General features: G+C 62.7%; 19 protein-coding genes. 12 read left to right on the top strand and 7 right to left on the bottom strand.

Going from position 1 to position 16895, the window contains the following annotated elements:
- The first annotated feature begins 3 nt into the window (after nt 1-3).
- Nucleotides 4-987, top strand: a complete 984-nt coding sequence (locus KW824_RS00720) for a Wadjet anti-phage system protein JetD domain-containing protein (RefSeq protein WP_218408585.1) — start codon at nt 4-6, stop codon at nt 985-987.
- A 104-nt stretch (nt 988-1091) separates the two neighbouring features.
- Here KW824_RS00720 and KW824_RS00715 read toward each other — a convergent pair whose 3' ends face one another.
- Complete coding sequence (locus KW824_RS00715; RefSeq protein WP_005326056.1) at nt 1092-1727, bottom strand: LysE family translocator; 636 nt, start codon at nt 1725-1727, stop codon at nt 1092-1094.
- A 602-nt stretch (nt 1728-2329) separates the two neighbouring features.
- Nucleotides 2330-2908, bottom strand: coding sequence for an alkylphosphonate utilization protein (locus KW824_RS00710; protein ID WP_218408584.1), 579 nt, complete (start codon nt 2906-2908; stop codon nt 2330-2332).
- A 190-nt stretch (nt 2909-3098) separates the two neighbouring features.
- On the opposite strand from KW824_RS00710, the gene KW824_RS00705 reads away from it, so the two are divergent.
- The 8 genes from KW824_RS00705 to KW824_RS00675 all read left to right on the top strand — a co-directional run bounded on the left by KW824_RS00705 (nt 3099) and on the right by KW824_RS00675 (nt 8412).
- Nucleotides 3099-4292, top strand: a complete 1194-nt coding sequence (locus tag KW824_RS00705; RefSeq protein WP_218408583.1) for a methyltransferase — start codon at nt 3099-3101, stop codon at nt 4290-4292.
- 161 nt (nt 4293-4453) lie between these two features.
- On the top strand, nt 4454-5899 hold the full coding sequence (locus tag KW824_RS00700) for a chitinase (protein WP_218408582.1): 1446 nt from the start codon (nt 4454-4456) through the stop codon (nt 5897-5899).
- A 141-nt stretch (nt 5900-6040) separates the two neighbouring features.
- Complete coding sequence (locus tag KW824_RS20915) at nt 6041-6262, top strand: VOC family protein (protein WP_256351210.1); 222 nt, start codon at nt 6041-6043, stop codon at nt 6260-6262.
- 18 nt (nt 6263-6280) lie between these two features.
- Nucleotides 6281-6406, top strand: coding sequence for a hypothetical protein (locus KW824_RS20910; protein ID WP_256351209.1), 126 nt, complete (start codon nt 6281-6283; stop codon nt 6404-6406).
- A gap of 152 nt (nt 6407-6558) precedes the next feature.
- Nucleotides 6559-6957 carry a GFA family protein gene (locus KW824_RS00690; protein WP_218408581.1) on the top strand — a complete coding sequence of 133 codons (399 nt, stop codon included), beginning with the start codon at nt 6559-6561 and terminating at the stop codon, nt 6955-6957.
- Nucleotides 6958-6987: 30 nt separating this feature from the next.
- Nucleotides 6988-7197: a DUF4287 domain-containing protein gene (locus KW824_RS00685; RefSeq protein ID WP_218408580.1), complete on the top strand. Its 210-nt coding sequence runs from the start codon at nt 6988-6990 to the stop codon at nt 7195-7197.
- Nucleotides 7198-7270: 73 nt separating this feature from the next.
- On the top strand, nt 7271-7870 hold the full coding sequence (locus KW824_RS00680; protein WP_218408579.1) for a histidine phosphatase family protein: 600 nt from the start codon (nt 7271-7273) through the stop codon (nt 7868-7870).
- Nucleotides 7871-8001: 131 nt separating this feature from the next.
- A complete protein-coding gene (locus KW824_RS00675; protein ID WP_218408578.1) occupies nt 8002-8412 on the top strand; it encodes an SRPBCC family protein in 411 nt (136 codons plus the stop codon).
- Between the two features lie 40 nt (nt 8413-8452).
- Here the strand turns inward: KW824_RS00675 and smrB are convergent, their stop codons facing one another.
- The gene (gene smrB, locus KW824_RS00670) at nt 8453-8977 is read right to left on the bottom strand and encodes an endonuclease SmrB (protein WP_042650147.1); all 525 of its coding nucleotides are present in this window, start codon (nt 8975-8977) and stop codon (nt 8453-8455) included.
- 65 nt (nt 8978-9042) lie between these two features.
- Here smrB and prmB point away from each other — a divergent pair, with 65 nt between their 5' ends.
- Both prmB and aroC read left to right on the top strand, forming a co-directional pair.
- Entirely contained in the window at nt 9043-9978 is a 936-nt protein-coding gene (prmB, locus tag KW824_RS00665) for a 50S ribosomal protein L3 N(5)-glutamine methyltransferase (protein WP_041206945.1), read from the top strand.
- 16 nt (nt 9979-9994) lie between these two features.
- Nucleotides 9995-11083 carry a chorismate synthase gene (gene aroC, locus KW824_RS00660; protein ID WP_042650148.1) on the top strand — a complete coding sequence of 363 codons (1089 nt, stop codon included), beginning with the start codon at nt 9995-9997 and terminating at the stop codon, nt 11081-11083.
- A gap of 88 nt (nt 11084-11171) precedes the next feature.
- On the opposite strand, the gene KW824_RS00655 is transcribed toward aroC, so the two are convergent.
- The gene (locus KW824_RS00655; protein WP_371316586.1) at nt 11172-11984 is read right to left on the bottom strand and encodes a substrate-binding periplasmic protein; all 813 of its coding nucleotides are present in this window, start codon (nt 11982-11984) and stop codon (nt 11172-11174) included.
- A gap of 313 nt (nt 11985-12297) precedes the next feature.
- Between KW824_RS00655 and KW824_RS00650 the strand changes: the two genes are divergently transcribed.
- A complete protein-coding gene (locus KW824_RS00650; RefSeq protein ID WP_005326024.1) occupies nt 12298-13698 on the top strand; it encodes a DEAD/DEAH box helicase in 1401 nt (466 codons plus the stop codon).
- A 94-nt stretch (nt 13699-13792) separates the two neighbouring features.
- Here KW824_RS00650 and KW824_RS00645 read toward each other — a convergent pair whose 3' ends face one another.
- The 3 genes from KW824_RS00645 to cra form a co-directional block, all read right to left on the bottom strand.
- Entirely contained in the window at nt 13793-14179 is a 387-nt protein-coding gene (locus KW824_RS00645; RefSeq protein WP_042650149.1) for an MAPEG family protein, read from the bottom strand.
- A 194-nt stretch (nt 14180-14373) separates the two neighbouring features.
- Complete coding sequence (locus KW824_RS00640) at nt 14374-15567, bottom strand: aromatic amino acid transport family protein (protein ID WP_043131751.1); 1194 nt, start codon at nt 15565-15567, stop codon at nt 14374-14376.
- A 303-nt stretch (nt 15568-15870) separates the two neighbouring features.
- Entirely contained in the window at nt 15871-16869 is a 999-nt protein-coding gene (cra, locus tag KW824_RS00635; protein ID WP_218408577.1) for a catabolite repressor/activator, read from the bottom strand.
- Between the last annotated feature and the right edge of the window lie 26 nt (nt 16870-16895).

The following is a 16895-nucleotide window of genomic DNA, read 5'->3' as shown; positions in this document are numbered from 1 at the left end:
TCGATGGGGTTGTTCGAGCGAGCGGAGATCCGCGCCTTGAGCGAGAAGTTGCTGGCACTGGCGGTGGGGCAGGGGATCCTGCTCAACAGTGTCGCGGGGCGGGAGCTGGACGATATGTTGTGGCGGGTCGGCGGTGTGCAACCGGTGGGACGCAGTGCGCGCCGTCAGCTCACCGAGCGAGGCAGGGTGTTTTTAACGACCCAGCTCGCGCAAGCAGCAGAGGCGCAACCTTGGTCGGGGGAAGTCGCGTTGGCGGCATTGGGTTGTCAATTGCCCGCAGTCATCAACGGCGCCACCTTGAGCGGCCTCTGGCTGCGTGACTGCAAGGCCGTGCTATCGCCACCGCAGTTGGCGCGAGTCGCCGAACTGGGCTGCCAGGTGCTGACTGACGAGGCGATCCGGCTGCGTACCCTGACCTCGCTGAGCCTGATCGATAAAGAGGGACGACTCCACGACATGGCGCCCGTCATCAACCTGCTCGGGGAGCTCGCCTTGCCAGAGCGAGCCTTGACCGGGTTGCGAGGCATTGAGTGGCCGGGACGGCAGATAGTGACGGTGGAGAACAAGGGGGCCTTCGTGGATTATCCGCTACAGCCAGGTGAGCTGCTGCTCTATGTACCGGGCCGCAACACCGCATTGGCAAAACGGGTGATGCCTCTGTTGCCTGCGGCCATCCCCTGGGCCCACTTTGGCGACCTGGATCAGCGGGGGCTAGAGATCGCCGCCGAATTGGCCCAGGCCACCGGCCGGCCCTTGGCGCTCTGGCTACCCCGCAATCTGGCCGATTATCTCCCTCACTATGCCCGCCCCCTAAGCCTCCCGTCGGCAGGATCGCAGAGCAAGATCCCCTGGCAGAGCAATGCCTGGGAGAGGGTATCCGGCTCCGCATTGACAGAGGCGCTCAACTATTTAGCCCTGAACAAATGTTGGCTGGAACAAGAAGTGCTGGTGACCGCCAGGCACTGGCAGTCATGGCCATTGGAGTGAATATTGGCGTCATCGAGAAACAAAGAACCGCCGTCAGGCGGTTCTTTTCATGGTGCTGCGTTAACTTCCCGACCGATGGTATCCAGACAGGCACCCGTATCGGCTCAGGGTCGACCGCTGAGCAAGATGGCACCGCCGAGCGTGATGAACAGCCCGCCTGTGATGCGGCCGAACAGGCGCTGGCCGCTCCCCGGCTTTAAATAGTTGCCGGCGCGTCTGGCCAGGGCTACATAGCAGAGGTGCACCAGGCTGACGATGGCACAGATGGTCAGGTACATGATGAAGAACTGGATGGGCAGCGAGCTTTGGTGATCGAGAAACTGGGGCAGCAGCGCGCAGAGGAAGATGATGGTCTTGGGGTTGCTGGCCGACACCAGAAAGGCTTCCCGCAGCAGGGAGCCGTTGCTCCGTGATGGAGGACTGACGCCAACCCGTTGCGCCTCCTGACTCCCCGAGCCGGTCGCCCGCAGCGACTTGTAGCCGAGATAGATCAAGTAGCCACCGCCCGCCAGCTTGAGGGCGAGGAACAGGGGCGGCAAGGTCTGCAGCAGGGCCCCTACACCCATGGCAACCAGAAAGATGAGAATGCCCTGACAGAACAGATTCGCGCCTATGGTGAGCAGGGCCGGACGCCAGCCGAGCTGCAGGCCGTTTTTTACCACCAGCAGCACATTGGGCCCCGGGGTCAGGGTTGCCAGCAGATAGGCCAGCAGAAACAACATCCATGTATCCAGACTCATGATATCTCCTTCGTAAAGAGCACATCATGCTCCGCCCCAGGGGCCGCGTCCAGTGGCTGCTGCCGCCAGGATGTGGCTGTTTTTCAGGTGCTTAACCAAGCGCCAGTCCATTGGGGAAAGGGACGTCTGGAGACGTTGCCTGACTGGCGCAATAAAAAACCGCCCTCGGGCGGTTTATTTATGCTGCCGACCCTTATTTCAGGGCTTTCTTCAGCTTCTTGATCTTGCCTTCGTGCTTGGCAATCTTCTCCTGGCGGGCGGCGATTTTCTTCTTGATATCTTTCTTGCTGGCTTTGGCCATAGGTCGTGCTCCTTGTTTCAAGCGGACATCATGGGGTCATGATGTTCAGGATCTGTCCATGTGAAGAGTCCAGAGTGCCACATGAATTCCATCCGGGCCAGTGCTTCAGGGTGCCGGGAGTGGATCATCCTCTGACGGAAAATACGGCAAAGGGGTGGCTCGCTCATCGGGACTGGTTTGCAGGATAGCCCAGTTTCCCCGCGGCGCCATTTCGGCCGCGCCGACTTAGGCTTTGGCCCGGCAACAAAAAAGCGCCCCCGGGGGGCGCTTCTTGCATCATTCAAACCACAGGCCGAGGGGATCAGGCCTTCTTCAGGTAGGCCGCGACCAGCACTATCTGCACGCCGTTGACCTTGCCTTCGATGTGCAGCGGGTTGTTGGTGAGGCGAATGCCCTTGACCAGAGTGCCGCGCTTGGCGGTGAAGCCGCCGCCCTTGACCTCCAGATCCTTGATCAGGGTGACGGAATCCCCCTCCTGCAGCACGGCGCCGTTGGAGTCGACGGTGGGCACGCTGTCGTCATCGTCGCTTGCGTTGCCCGCTTCGGCCCAGGCCTTGGTCTCTTCTTCCATGTACATAATGTCCAGCATGTCCTGGGCCCAGATCTCGCCCCGGGCGGACAGAGCTTTAAGCTGGCGCCATGCCATCACTTGCACCGCCGGCACCTGGCTCCACATGCTGTCACCCAGGCAGCGCCAGTGGTTGACCTCGGTGGTGTCCGGCTGCTCTAGCTGGCCACGGCAGGTGGAACACAGCACCACGCTGTGGTCATCGTCACTGGCGGGGGAATGTGGCACCGGGAAGGCAGTCAGCGCATGTTCTGCGCCACACAGCTCACACTTGGCGTCCGCACGCGCTTGCAGGATGGCATTGATGGTCATGTTTTGGTTCCGTTCATATGGGTAAAACGACCCGCGTGGGCGAGTCGCGCTAATGAGGGGGCGGAATATAGCACAAGTCCCTGCTTTTTGTCAGGCTACCAGCAAGGGGTGGGCGGATACGCTGGCGAGTGCTTTTTGATGGCAGATCGCTAGAATGAGCCTCCCTTTTGGATAGCAGGACAAGCTCACCGTGCTGGCTCACCGTTTTCGACAACTGGACTGCTTGCTGACCGACGAGAGACGCTGGTGGCAATATCAGCCCTATCATCATCTGAGCCTGGCCTTCGCCGATGAGGCCCCCGAGCTTGCCACCTGCCTCAATGGCCTCAGCCTTGACGAGATAGCACGGCTCGACGCCGACATGGGCGCGCTTTGCACCCTGCTTGCACCCTGGATCCCGGCAGGGGCCGAGCTCCATGCCCTGAGCGAGCTAGACACCTTTGTCCCCGAACCCATTCACTGCGCCAGGGCCATGGCGATGTACATGCCGGGGCGCAAGCAGGCGCAGATAGAAGCCTTCACCGGCTGCCTGCCCGCCCATCAGGGCCCCTATCTGGAGTGGTGTGCCGGCAAGGGCCACCTGGGGCGCCTGGTCTCTCTGCACCGGGGGGCCGAGATCCTGAGCCTCGAATTGCAGCGCACGCTCTGCGAGGAGGGGCGGCAGCTCGCGGCGCGCGATGGTGCCCGCATGCAGTTTGTGGAGGCCGACGCCTTCGCCGCCGAGTCGGGGGCGCTCATCGCCCCGCACCATCACGCCATGGCGCTCCATGCCTGCGGTGAGCTGCATACCCATCTGCTGGAGCAGGTGGCCGAGCACGGTGCCCGGGGCGTGACCCTCTCCCCCTGTTGCTATCACCTGATCCGCACCAGCCATTACCGCCCCCTGTCGCAGGCCGCCAAGGCCAGCGCCCTGCACCTTGGCAAGAGCGACCTGAAGCTGCCGCTGCAGGAGACGGTGACCGGTGGTGCCCGCATCTCCCGCCTGCGCGAGCAGGAGGTGATCTGGCGTCTCGCCTTCGATTGCCTGCAGCGTGAGGTGCGCGGGGTGGATGAGTACCTGCCGGTGCCCAACCTGCAAAAGAGCCTGCTGGCGGGCAGTTTCGAGGCCTTCTGTGACTGGGCCGCCGAGCGCAAGGGAGTGGTGCTGCCTGGGGGGATAGATCATGGCGACTTCCTCGCCAGAGGGGAGCGGCGCTTTGGGGACGTCGCCCGCATGGAGTTGGTGCGCCATCTGTTTCGCCGTCCGCTGGAGATCTGGCTCGCCCTGGATCGGGCCCTCTTCCTCGAGGAGCAGGGCTACCGGGTCGAGCTGGGGACGTTTTGCGACAAACCCATGACACCTCGCAATCTGCTGATCCGGGCGGTGCGCGTTCAGACTGCATGAAGAGCGAGCGTGACGGGGTCAAAATGAGGCTGTAATACAGCTTCATCTGAGTGCAGAGTGAAATGGCTCACAAAATCGCCAAACTCTTAATTCTTGTCGTGAATTTAGTTGTCGGCATGCCTATGCTCGCCCTGACATTTTCAAGACAAGGATGGTTACCCATGTTCATGCTCAAGCGCACCACCTGGCTGGTTGCGGGGCTCTGCGCCTCGCCAGCTTATGCGGCCATGGCTATTCAGCCCGACCCACAAAATAGCGGTGGCTATGTGATTGCCGCCTCCGATATAGCGGCCGTTGAAAAGGCCAAGACGGCCAACCCCATGTACGGTATCTGGTCAAAGGCATTGGCCACCCGACCCAACATCCTGGTGGAGGCGATTGTGCCGAGGCGAGCCGACAACCCGGACAACGTCAAAAGGGTCGAGCGGGTCTTTAGCGAATCGGACTGGGACTTTCTGACCCAGATGGCGGCCCCTGAATATACCTATGAGCGCTTCTTGCGGGCGGTCGGCAAGTTCCCCGCCTTCTGCGGCGACTACACGGACGGGCGCAATGCGGACGCCATCTGCAAAAAATCCATCATCACCGCCTTCGCCCACTTCGCCCAGGAGACGGGCGGCCACATCGCCAGGGAGAATGTCTCCGACAATCCGCTGGGGCTCGAGGAGTGGCAGCAGGCGCTGGTGCATGTGCGCGAAATGGGCTGGGCCGAGGGGCAACTCGGCTATACCACCGGCTGTGGCCAGAATGACTGGCAGAACAGGAAATGGCCCTGCAGCACGGGACAGGGCTATTTTGGCCGTGGTGCGAAACAGCTCTCCTATCACTTCAACTACGGCGCCTTCTCCGAGGCGATGTTTGACGGCAACGCCACCGTGCTGTTGAACAACCCCGGTCTGGTGGCCGACTCCTGGCTCAACCTCGCCTCCGCCATCTGGTTCTTCCTGACGCCGCAAGCCCCCAAACCCGCGATGCTGCACGTCATCGACAGAACCTGGGTGCCCTCCCAGCGTGAGATTGCGGCCGGCATCGGCTATGGCTTTGGCACCACCATCAACGTCATCAACGGCGGCATAGAGTGTGGCGAGCAGAACAAGAACAAGGGGCAGCCGGTCAACCGCATCCGCTACTGGGAAGGGCTGGCCGCCCATTACGGGATCCCGCTGCTCCCGGACGAGAAGAACACCTGCTGGCAGCAGACCCCCTATGGCAGCCTCAACCTGAACGGCGCCACCGACGTGCTCTACACCAACTGGGACGGCAACTGGAAATATTATGCCGACAGGCCAGGTGGCTACTCGTTCGAGTGCGAGCTGGTGGGATTCCAGACCGCCTATTCGGCCCTGGTGCCGGGGGATTACGAGAAGTGCGTGACCAACGTCTACGGCTCCCACGCCAGCTGGCCCAAGGTACGGGTGGTCGCCAAACTCGATCCTGCGCCCGTTGATCCGACCGACCCGCCCGTGGGGGATGTGCCCGCCTGGGAGGCCAGCAAGGTCTACACCGCCGGCAACAAGGTGAGCCACAAGGGTGTCATCTATCAGGCCAAGTGGTGGACCCAGGGTAACGAGCCGGGCAAGGGAGATCCCTGGGCACCGGTGAACTGAGCCCGGTGAGGGCGCGTCATCAGTCATGATGGGGAAGGGGGGTGATGGGTCTCTCTTCCTCTCTTTCATGAGGACGGGCCCGCAGGCACATGGAACAAGTCGAGGGTGTTCGGGTGCTTATCTCGCACAGAGGAGTGACCCATGAATATCGCCATCCACTTTGAAATCCCGGTACAGGATCTGGAGAGGGCCATCCGCTTCTATGAGGCGCTCTTTGAGATAGCCCTCGAGCGGGTGCACATAGATGACAACGAGATGGCGCTGTTCCCGCTCCTTGACGGGGTGGCGGGCTGCTCCGGCGCCCTGGCAAAGGGAAGAGTCATGTGCCTAGCCTGGACGGCACCCGGGTCTATCTCCAGGTGACCTGACATCGAAGGGGCCATGGCCCGGGCTCTCGCATCGGGCGGAGTATGCCTCTATTCCGTCACCCGAGTGGTGGAGCGAGTCCGGGTGGCGGGATTCAGGGATTGCGAGGGCAATCGCATCGCCCTGCAGGAGCAGAGCTGAACCTGATGCCGATGAGGACATCCCTCGATGGGCCTGCCAAGTGGGGGGCAAGACCCCTCGGCAGTGGCGAAACCCCGGGGGAGCAGCTACTCATTTGATGCTAAATGCGGCCGGCATCCTGCCGGCTCGCACCTTGAAGAGAGGAGCTGGATATGCAAGGAACCTGTCTGTGCGGTGGGATCACCGTCTCGAGCGGCGATCAGAACGAGGTGAGCCTGTGCCATTGCGCCATGTGCCGGCGCTGGTCGGGTGGGCCCATGTTCGCGGTGCATGGTGGCAAGGGGGTCAGTTTCAAGGGGCTCAGCCCTGTGGCCTACCGCTCGTCCGAATGGGCGGAGCGCGGCTTCTGCCCCACCTGCGGCACCCACCTTTTCTACCATCTGCTGCCGACGGACGAGTACATCCTCTGTGCCGGCCTGTTTCAGGAACAGGGGTTCGAGCTCACCGGGCAGATCTTCATCGACGAGAAACCGGACTTCTACGAGCTGAAAAACGACACCCCGACCCTGACCGGGCAGCAGGTGTTCGAGCAGTTCGCCCCCAAGCCCTGAACCTGTCGCCACAACTCTGGAGAGCCAATCATGGATGAGCAACAGAAGGTGAGGGGGCCTGCCTCCTATTTCCCCTCCATCGAGAAAACCTATGGGCAGCCGATTGCCCACTGGCTGGCCCTGCTGGCGGGGCGGGAGGAGCGCAAACACATGGCGCTGGTGGCCTGGCTCAAGGCCGAGCACGGCATGGGCCACGGCTATGCCAATGCCCTGGTGGCCCACCATCTGGCGCAGGGTTGAACCGCCCGTATCGGCCCTGATCGCGTTCGTGTATCAGGGCTTTCGACCACTGCCGAAGAAACAAGGATAGAAGATGGAACTGGTGGTCATCCGCCATGGCGAAACCCGGGCCAATGCCGAGGGGCGCTATCTGGGGGCGTTGGATATGGGGCTCAACGAAACCGGATGGGAGCAGGTCGGCACGTTGGCGCAGGAGCTCTTCAGGGAGACGCCGTTTCAGCGCCTGTTGAGCTCCCCCCTGTTGCGTGCCAGACAGAGTGCCGAAGTGATTTCCCGTGCACTGGCATTGCCCGTTCAGGTTATCCCGGCCTTTCGTGAGCGGCACGTAGGGGTGTTCGAGGGACTGACGCAGGCAGAGGCGAGGATCCGTTACCCCGAGCTCTGGGCGCGCAACATCACCCGTCGTTGGGACGAGGCACCCACCGACGGTGAGTCGCTGGATGCCGTGATCGCACGGGTGTCGTCAGGGTTGATCACGCTCGCCGATGAGGCGCGGGGCGAGCGGGTATTGCTGGTGGCACACGGGGTGGTGGCCAAGGTGATCCGGGCCCTCACGAGCTCAGGTTTTGCCGACTTCTTCGAGTGGCAACTGCATAACGGCGGCAGACTGGTGGTCAATATTCCTCAGGCTCAGTCCCCGATCCGCTTTCACCGTCCGGCCGGGCAGGATTAACCCGCGTCTTGCCCTGCGCAGGCGGGGGAAGCCAGCCCTTCGTTGCCAAGGGAGCACCACGGGCACCACCGTCCACGAACGCCATCGTGCTTAACATGGGTATCGGGGATCGACTCAAGAGGAGAAGAGAGATGAAGATAAGCGTCAGTGTCCGGGTCGAACGGCCACTCGCTCTGGTATGGGAGGGGTGGAATACCCCCGCCAGCATCATGGCATGGAATGCAGCCTCCCCCGAGTGGCACTGCCCCGGCAGCCGGGTGGATCTGCGGATCGGCGGGCGTTTCTGCCACCGTATGGCCGCCCGGGATGGCAGCATGGGGTTCGATTTCGAGGGCACCTTCACCGAGGTGGTGCCGCCAACCTCCCTGGGTTACGTCATGGACGACGGTCGGGCCGTCAGGGTGCGGTTCGTGGAGGAACAGGGAGGCACCTGGGTGCACGAGGAGTTCGACGCCGAATCCGAACACAGCGGCGAGCAGCAGCGTGCCGGCTGGCAGAGCATACTCGACAACTTCAAACGCTATATGGAAAGCGCGCCCTGAGGCGCGCTTTTCGATCGACTATTTCCTGCCCGACGCCGGGTTACTCCTCGATATCCAGCAGTACCAGAATGGCGCTCTCGCCGCCCCATTCCCGCGGGGCTTGATGGAAGGCGCGCACATTGGGGTGCTGGGCCAGCCAGCTCGGGATGCGCTGTTTGAGCACGTGCTTGCCGATGCCGTGCATCACGGAGGCGACGTGAATGTTCTCCTTTTGGCACAGGGTGAGCAGGGCGGCCAGCTCCTGCTTGGCCTGGAGCTGACTCATGCCATGGAGATCCAGATAAATCTCCGGCGGATAGAGGCCGCGCTTGAGCTTTTTCAGCTCGAATTTTGACACGTCTTCACGCACAAAACGGGTCGGGCCCTCTTCGTCCAGATGAGGCTGGTACTCGTCGCTGAAAAAGTGGTCAACCCCAAGCTTTTCGCGGCTTTCACGCAGTTCGCGTTTCTGCTTGACCGGGCTTGAGGAGGCCCTTATGGTATCTTGCTTAATTTTCCGGGTACCTTTGACAGCATCACGAAACAGCAGGCTTTCCTCGTCTGTGGGTGAGGGCGTTTTTTTCATCAGGTACTCGTCTTGCTCGCTGTATAGAATTCTCGGGCCGGATATTACTCGACTTGGAGGTGGATTTGGACAAGATATTTATCGACGAGGTGGTTGCCGAAATGCACACCATCCAGGACATGTTGCGCTGGGCCATGAGTCGTTTCAACGACGCCGGGATCTTCTACGGACATGGTACCGACAACGCCTGGGATGAGGCCGTGCAACTGGTGCTACCCGCGTTACATCTGCCGCCAGACGTGGATCCCGGCATGCGCCACTCCCGCCTGACCACCAGCGAGCGCCACCGCATCGCCGAGCTCATCATCCGCCGGGTGCAGGAGCGGGTGCCTGCCGCCTACCTGACAAACAAGGCCTGGTACGCGGGTTGGGAGTTCTACGTGGACGAGCGGGTGCTCATTCCGCGCTCCCCCATCGCCGAGATGGTGGCCAACCGTTTCGCCCCCTTCCTGAAAGAGGAACCGACCCGGATCATGGACTTGTGCACCGGCTCCGGTTGCATCGCCATCATCATGGCCCATGAGTTCCCCCATGCGGAAGTGGATGCCATCGACATCAGCGTCGATGCCCTCAATGTGGCCGAGCGCAACATCAACGACCACGGCCTGGAGCAGCAGGTCATCCCGATCCGCTCCGATCTGATGCGCGATTTGCCCGCCGGCGACAAGTACGATCTCATCGTCTCCAACCCACCCTATGTGGACTCCGAGGACATGTCGGATCTGCCGGAAGAGTTTCGTCACGAGCCGGAGCTGGCCCTGGCGTCGGGCTCCGATGGCCTCAAGCTCACCAAGCGCATCCTGGCCAATGCCGCGGACTTCCTCAAGGATGACGGCGTGCTGGTGGTCGAGGTGGGCAACAGCATGATCCACCTGGAAGCCCAGTTCCCCGAGGTGCCCTTCACCTGGGTCGAGTTCGAGAACGGCGGTCACGGCGTGTTCGTGATGACCAAGGCAGAGCTCGAGCAGTACCAGGCCCATTTCGCGATTTACAAGAGCTAAGCAGCAAGGAGCACCCATGGCAGGGAATAGTTTTGGCCAACTCTTTCGTGTGACGACCTTTGGCGAGAGCCACGGCCTGGCGCTTGGCGCCGTGGTCGACGGCTGCCCCCCCGGGCTTGAGATAAGCGAAGCGGATCTGCAAATCGATCTGGACAGACGCAAGCCCGGCACCTCCCGTTACACGACCCAGCGCCGCGAGGCGGACGAGGTACGGATCCTGGCCGGGGTATTCGAGGGACGTACCACGGGCACCTCCATCGGACTGCTCATCGAGAACACCGATCAGCGCTCCAAGGACTACTCCGAGATCAAGGACCTGTTCCGCCCGGGCCACGCCGATTACACCTATCACCAGAAGTACGGCCAGCGTGACTACCGCGGCGGCGGCCGCTCCTCGGCCCGCGAGACCGCCATGCGGGTGGCGGCGGGGGCCATCGCCAAGAAGTACTTGAAGCAGATGCACGGCATCGAGATAGTGGGTTTTCTCTCACAGCTCGGTCCCATCAAGGCCGAGGCGTTTGACCAGAGCCAGATCGAGCAGAACCCCTTCTTCTTCCCCGATGCGGGCAAGCTGGAGGCCCTCGATGAGTACATGCGGGCCCTGAAAAAAGAGGGCAACAGCATAGGCGCCAAGGTGGCTGTCATTGCGCGCAACGTGCCGGTGGGCTTAGGGGAGCCTGTGTTCGACCGCCTCGACGCCGACATCGCCCACGCCATGATGGGCATCAATGCGGTGAAAGGGGTCGAGATAGGTGACGGCTTCGCGGTGGTGGAGCAAAAAGGCTCGGAGCATCGCGACGAGATGACCCCGGCAGGCTTTGCCAGCAACCATGCGGGCGGCATTCTGGGGGGCATCTCGTCCGGTCAGGATATCGTGGTGAGCATGGCGCTCAAGCCCACCTCCAGCATCACTGTGCCTGGCAAGACCATCAACACCAGCGGCGAGGCCACCGAGATGATCACCAAGGGTCGTCACGATCCTTGTGTCGGCATCCGTGCGGTGCCCATCGCCGAGGCCATGCTGGCCCTGGTGCTGATGGATCACCTGCTGCGCCACCGTGCCCAGAACCAGGGTGTGCATACCCAGACCCCGCTGTTGCGCTGATCTGCAAACAGCGCTGTTAGCTGATCACCATGCTCAGCAAAAAGGCGACCCCAGGGTCGCCTTTCTCGTTTGTGCGGTGTCGTCAGGATCAGTCCTGAGTGCTTTCCTCCCGGGGCTGGCTGCCATCGAAACGGCACTCCGGCGGGGCAAATGCCGTGTCCAAAGGGGGGAGGGCGGCGATGGCCGCATCGATGCGGGCGAGCTCCTCTTCGCTGACCGTCTCCCTGGCCAACATCAGGCTGACCGGCTGCTGGTGCAACAGCACCTGACACGAGGTGAACCCCTCTGCTCCTAGTTGGGCCAGCCGATGCCGGGCGTATTGCCACTCGATGATGACCCCATCGAGTCGCCGCGCCAGCAGGAGGGCGATCAGCCTGTCGTCCGAGTTGTATTCGCTCGCCTGCCGAAGGGAGGGGCAGGCGTCGCTCAGGGGCAGGGGACGGGTGCCCCGCAGCTTGCCAAGGCGCAGCCCGGTCTGCTGGCACAGGTCCGCAAGGTGCGTTATTCCCTGCCAGCGATCGGTGCTCCCGGGCGCAGGCTTATGGCTGAGCAGCACGAAGCTGGCGCGCCGGTACGGGGCCGAGAAGCGGGCAAAACGGGCCCGCTCCGGGGTCTTCAGGGCCCCCATGGCGACATCCAGTTGCTGGCGTGCCATGAGGTGAAGGGCCCGGGCCCAGGGGAGGTTGCGAAACGTGGGCTCAAGATCGGCGCCACGGAGGATCTGGCGGGTCAGTGTTACGTCCAGCCCGCCGAGTTCGCCACCGGCCTCGATCTGGCTGAAGGGGGGCCAGTGGCTCCAGGCCACCGACAGTGTCTCTTTGGCGCCCAGAGGCAGGCTCGGTGCAAACAGCAGGCCGAGGCTCAATGCGCAGTGAATAGCGGTCTGGATATGTTTCCTGATCAAGCAGAACCTCCCTGTTCTGTGTCGTGGATCCCTGAGTACGCGTCCCAAGATGGGGCGGGCCCTGGCGAGCGCCATCATCGCCATTCTGCCCCGCCATAGTGGGCTTTTCCACCCAGGCTGGGAGGCGCATCACATTTTTCTCGTGTAACGGCGCCAACTCCGTTAGACTGCGCCTCTATTCTTTCCCCTTTGCTCTGCTCCCCGGGGAAATCGTTGTTTTCTCTATAGGCCCAGATCCTGTGAGATGGCATCGGCTCAGCAGAGGAGCCCCACCACAGATCCCCGGCGCCCCTATCCCTAGCAGGTAACTATGAGTTTTACTTCCCTCGGTCTGGCCGAACCCTTGTTGCGTGCCGTTGCCGAGCAAGGCTACGACACCCCGTCTCCCATCCAGCAACAAGCGATCCCGGCCGTCCTGGCTGGCCGTGACCTGATGGCCGCCGCCCAGACCGGGACCGGCAAGACCGCAGGCTTTACCCTGCCGATGCTGCAGCGCCTCACCGAGAGCAAGCGCAAAGTGTCCCCTAACCGCATTCGTGCCCTGGTGTTGACACCGACCCGCGAGCTGGCCGCTCAGGTGGGTGAGAGTGTGCGCAACTACGGCAAGCACCTGCCAATCCGCAGCCACGTCGTCTTCGGCGGCGTCAGCATCAACCCGCAGATGATGGCAACCCGCCGTGGTCTGGACGTGCTGGTGGCCTGCCCGGGTCGACTGATGGATCTCTACAACCAGAACGCCGTCAAGTTCGACGAAGTCGAGATCCTGGTGCTGGATGAAGCGGACCGCATGCTCGATATGGGCTTCATCCGCGACATCCGCCGCATTCTGGCCCTGTTGCCGAAGAAGCGCCAGAACCTGCTGTTCTCCGCCACCTTCGCCGAGGAAATTCGCGAGTTGGCCACCGGCCTGCTGGATAACCCGGCGGTGATCGAAGTGGCCCCGCGCAACAGCACCGCCGAGCGTATCGAGCAGCTGGTGCACCCGTGCGACAAGGCCAACAAGATCGCGCTCTTGAGCCACCTGGTCACCAGCAACGACTGGCAGCAGGTACTGGTGTTCACCCGTACCAAGCACATGGCCAACCGTGTTGCCGAGACCCTCGACAAGAACGGCGTCAGCGCCGCCGCCATCCACGGCAACAAGAGCCAGGGTGCTCGTACCCGCGCCCTGGCCGGTTTCAAGGAAGGTAGCGTCAAGGTGCTGGTCGCGACCGACATCGCCGCCCGTGGTCTGGACATCGACAAGTTGCCGCAAGTGGTCAACTTCGAGCTGCCGAACGTGGCGGAAGACTATGTTCACCGCATCGGCCGTACTGGCCGCGCCGGCGCAGCCGGTCACGCCATCTCCCTGGTGGCCGCCGATGAAGGCAAGCTGATCAAGGCGATCGAGCGTCTGACCAAGCAGAACATCCCTTGCGAGCAGGTGGCCGGTTTTGAAGCCTCCCGCGAGACCCTCGATAACATCGCTCGTGGTATCGGCGCGCCGCTGCGCAAAGAGCCCCGCGATCCGAGCGAGCAGCGCCGTGCGCCGCGCCCGCAGGGTCAGGGCCAGCGTCAGGGTGCCGGTCGTTCTGCCTCCAATGGCAATGCAGGTGGTGCCCGTACCGGTAACGGTGGCAAACCCAAGCCGCAAGGTGGTCAGCGTCCCGCCGATGGCGCCGCCAAACCGGCCCAGGCTCGTCGTCCCCGCCGCGCCAGTCACAACCAGTAAGCGGCTCGGGAGCCAGGCTCCCCGGCTGTTCGGTTGCTAAAAAAGCCCCGCCAATCTGGCGGGGCTTTTCTCGTTCTGGCCGGCAGTGAAATGGTCAGGGAATGATTGCCGTGATCAGGATATGAGCCGCGCACACCAGGATCACGCCGAAGGTCAACCCCATCCCCACCACCCGGTAGCGGAAGTTCTCCGGCGTGCGGCTCATGCCAAAGGCGTGACAGAGGCGACCGCACAGCAAGCTGGCCCCCAGCAGATGGATGAGCCAGGGTGTCTGGCTGGAGGTTTCGACAAAATAAATGAGCAGCAGGGCCAGGGGAACATACTCGGCAAAGTTGGCGTGCACCCGCATGGCCCGCAGCATGGCGGGATCATCGCCATGCCCCAGCGCCACTCCCCGACGGTGGCGGGTGCGAATGGTACGCTCGCCGAGCAAGACAAAGAGCAAGGCGAGCAGGGCCGCGTAGATGGGCACTATGGTCATGATATCTGGCTCTCGAGTGGATGTGTTTGCCTGGATATTGCTTGGCGCCTCAATGGCTTGCCTCTGATGGTAGCAGCAGGATGTGGCGAGTGGCGCAACCAGCTGCCGAGGGCGCCTGGGACCAGATCACAAAAAGCCCTGCCAACTTATGCTGGCGGGGCTTTTCAATCTGGGGCATTCAAGGCGGGTAAGGATCAGAGCGCGGGCAGCATGCCGAGGCTAACGCTCACCTGGACGCCGACGATCAGCACCCCCATGGCGCCGGCGAGACCCAGCGCAACCACGCCGCCCGGAACCCGGTAATGGTGAGCGGCGGCCTGCTTGCGGCTCTGCCACACCAGAGCCACTGGCAGCAGCACCGCCAGCACCGCCAGGGCGATGGCGGCGTAACCCAGCGCCATGATGAAGCCCTGCGGGAAGTAGAGGGCAAACAGCAGGGGCGGCACGAAGGTGATCATGCCGGTCTGGCTGCGGCCCTGCCAGTTGTCCTTGCGGCGGGTCACCTTGGCCATGAAGTCAAACAGCCCCAGCGTCACCCCGAGGAAGGAGGTGGCGAGCGCCAAGTCAGCAAAGAGATGCATCGCCTGATTGAAGGCGGGCCAGTTCACCAGGTTGCCGACGCTGGCAAGCAGGCTGTCGAGCGCCCCGCCGGTCTGGATCAGGCTCTGCTGGCCGAGCAGGCCCAGAATCGCCACCTGCCACAGCACGTAGAGGATAAGCGGCAGGGCAGAGCCCCACACGAAGACTCGGCGTAACTGCTTGGGGCAGTCGCCGAGGTAGAGCATGACGCTCGGGATGGAGCCGTGGAAACCAAACGAGGTGAAGATGACCGGCAGCCCCGCCAGCAGCAAGCCCTGGCCGAGCGGCATGGAGAGCAGGTGCTGCCCCTCGGCGCGGGGCAGCAGCAGCGCCAGCACCCCTACCATGATCACCAGTTTGACGGTGAACATCAGTCGATTGAGGTAATCCACCTGCTTGGTGCCCACACACACCATGCCACCGAACAGCAGGGTGAAGGCCCAGGCCGCCTGCTCCTGGCTGACGGTGGTGCCCGCATCCGCCAGCGCCTGGGCCAGCAGGCTGCTGCCGCCGCTGATGTAGGCGGAGGCCAGCGAGTAGAACAGCATCAATATGCAGAAGGAGGCGATGCGCTTGCCCCAGGGGCCGAGCAGGTGATCCGCCAGCTGGTGTAGGTACCACTTGCCGGTATTGAGGCTGGCCTCCACCTGCAGCATGGCGGTGAAGGCCATCAGGGCCCAGAGCCCGATCATCAGCGCCAGGGTGGCGGGGCCGCCCAGAGACGAGGAGGCCAGTGGCAGGGCCAGCATGCCGGCGCCTATGGTGGTGCCGGCGATAAGCAGCGTACAACCCAGGGTTTTGGTATTCATGGTGTCCATCCAGATAGAGAAACTGCGTAGTAAAAAAAGCGTGCCAGTGGCGGTGTCAGCCAGGTGCCTTCGGGGGCGGGACCGGAGGCTAGCAATATCGGAGTGGACGCATCGTTACGAAAAATCCGTGGGTTGTAAAAGATGGTTGCCACGTTAACGGATCAAAAAAGTGGAAACAAGCCTGTAAAGGCGGATTTTGTACTGCGAGGTGGCAATAGGTGGAAATAAAAGATGACAGCAGACGGTGTTGACTGGTGGAAAAGCGCGCCGGCGTGGCAGGAGAGCGCCGGCACGTGAGGGGCGTCAGCGGCGACGCTTGAGGGTGCGGCTCACACAGTGCAGGCCAGCGCGGTAGTGGCCGTTGATGGCCTCGAAGGCGAGGGCAAGGGCCTGGGCAGCCAGGGCGTCGTGCTGCTGGGGCAGGGAGTTGATGCCAAAGGGGAGGAAGTCCAGCAGCCGATCATCCCCGAAGGTGGCCATGGCAATCTGGCTCATGTCGGCCTCCTGCTCCAGCAGATAGTCGAGCACTCCCTCCATCAATATGTAGGAGGTGGCGACCAGCGCCTCGGGCAACTGGCCGAGGCGCTGGTGCAGCTCTTTGATCAGGCGATAGCCCTCGGCGCGGGAGAAGTGGGCCCCCTCGCAGACATGGGGTGTCAGCAGGGCGGCGCTGGCGTGGCTGCTCAGCGCCTGCTCGAAACCGGCGCGGCGCTCCTGGCTGATCGTGAGGCCTGGCAGCGCGGTGATCAGCGCCACATGGTGAAGGGCGGGGCTGAGCAGGGAGGCGGTGAGATCGCAGCTCGCCTTCTGGTTTTCACTCGCTACCGTGATGAAGTGGTCGGCGGCCAGGGCCCGATCGATGGCCAGGATTTGCACGCCATGGGCCTGCTGCTCCCGATAGAAAGGATCTGCTGGCGGCAGGCAGCTCGCCACCAGCAGCGCATCCACATGGCGGCTGACCAGCATCCGGGCCAGCTCCTTCTCGGTATCCGGCTCGTCTTCCGAGCAGACGATCAGCAGCTGATAGCCCTGAGCTCGCGCCCCCTGCTCGAGGCGCTTGGCGAGCTTGGCATAGCTGGCATTCTCAAGGTCCGGCAGGATGAAACCCAGGGTCCTGGTCTGGCCGCCGCGCAGGGAGGCGGCGCGGCTGTCCGGCTGATAGTTGTGGGCATGGACCACGGCCATCACCTTGTCACGGGTGGCCTGGCTGATGCGATATTGATCCGCCTTGCCGTTGATCACATAGCTGGCGGTGGTACGCGAGACACCGGCCAGGGCGGCGATTTCATCCAGTTTCATCATATTGGCTCTGTTTGAGTTGCAAGGCC

The sequence above is a fragment of the Aeromonas sp. sif0611 genome (genome assembly GCF_019218845.1).
In the GTDB taxonomy this organism is placed as follows: Bacteria; Pseudomonadota; Gammaproteobacteria; order Enterobacterales; family Aeromonadaceae; genus Aeromonas; species Aeromonas media.
This window is presented reverse-complemented; position numbering and strand designations above follow the sequence as displayed.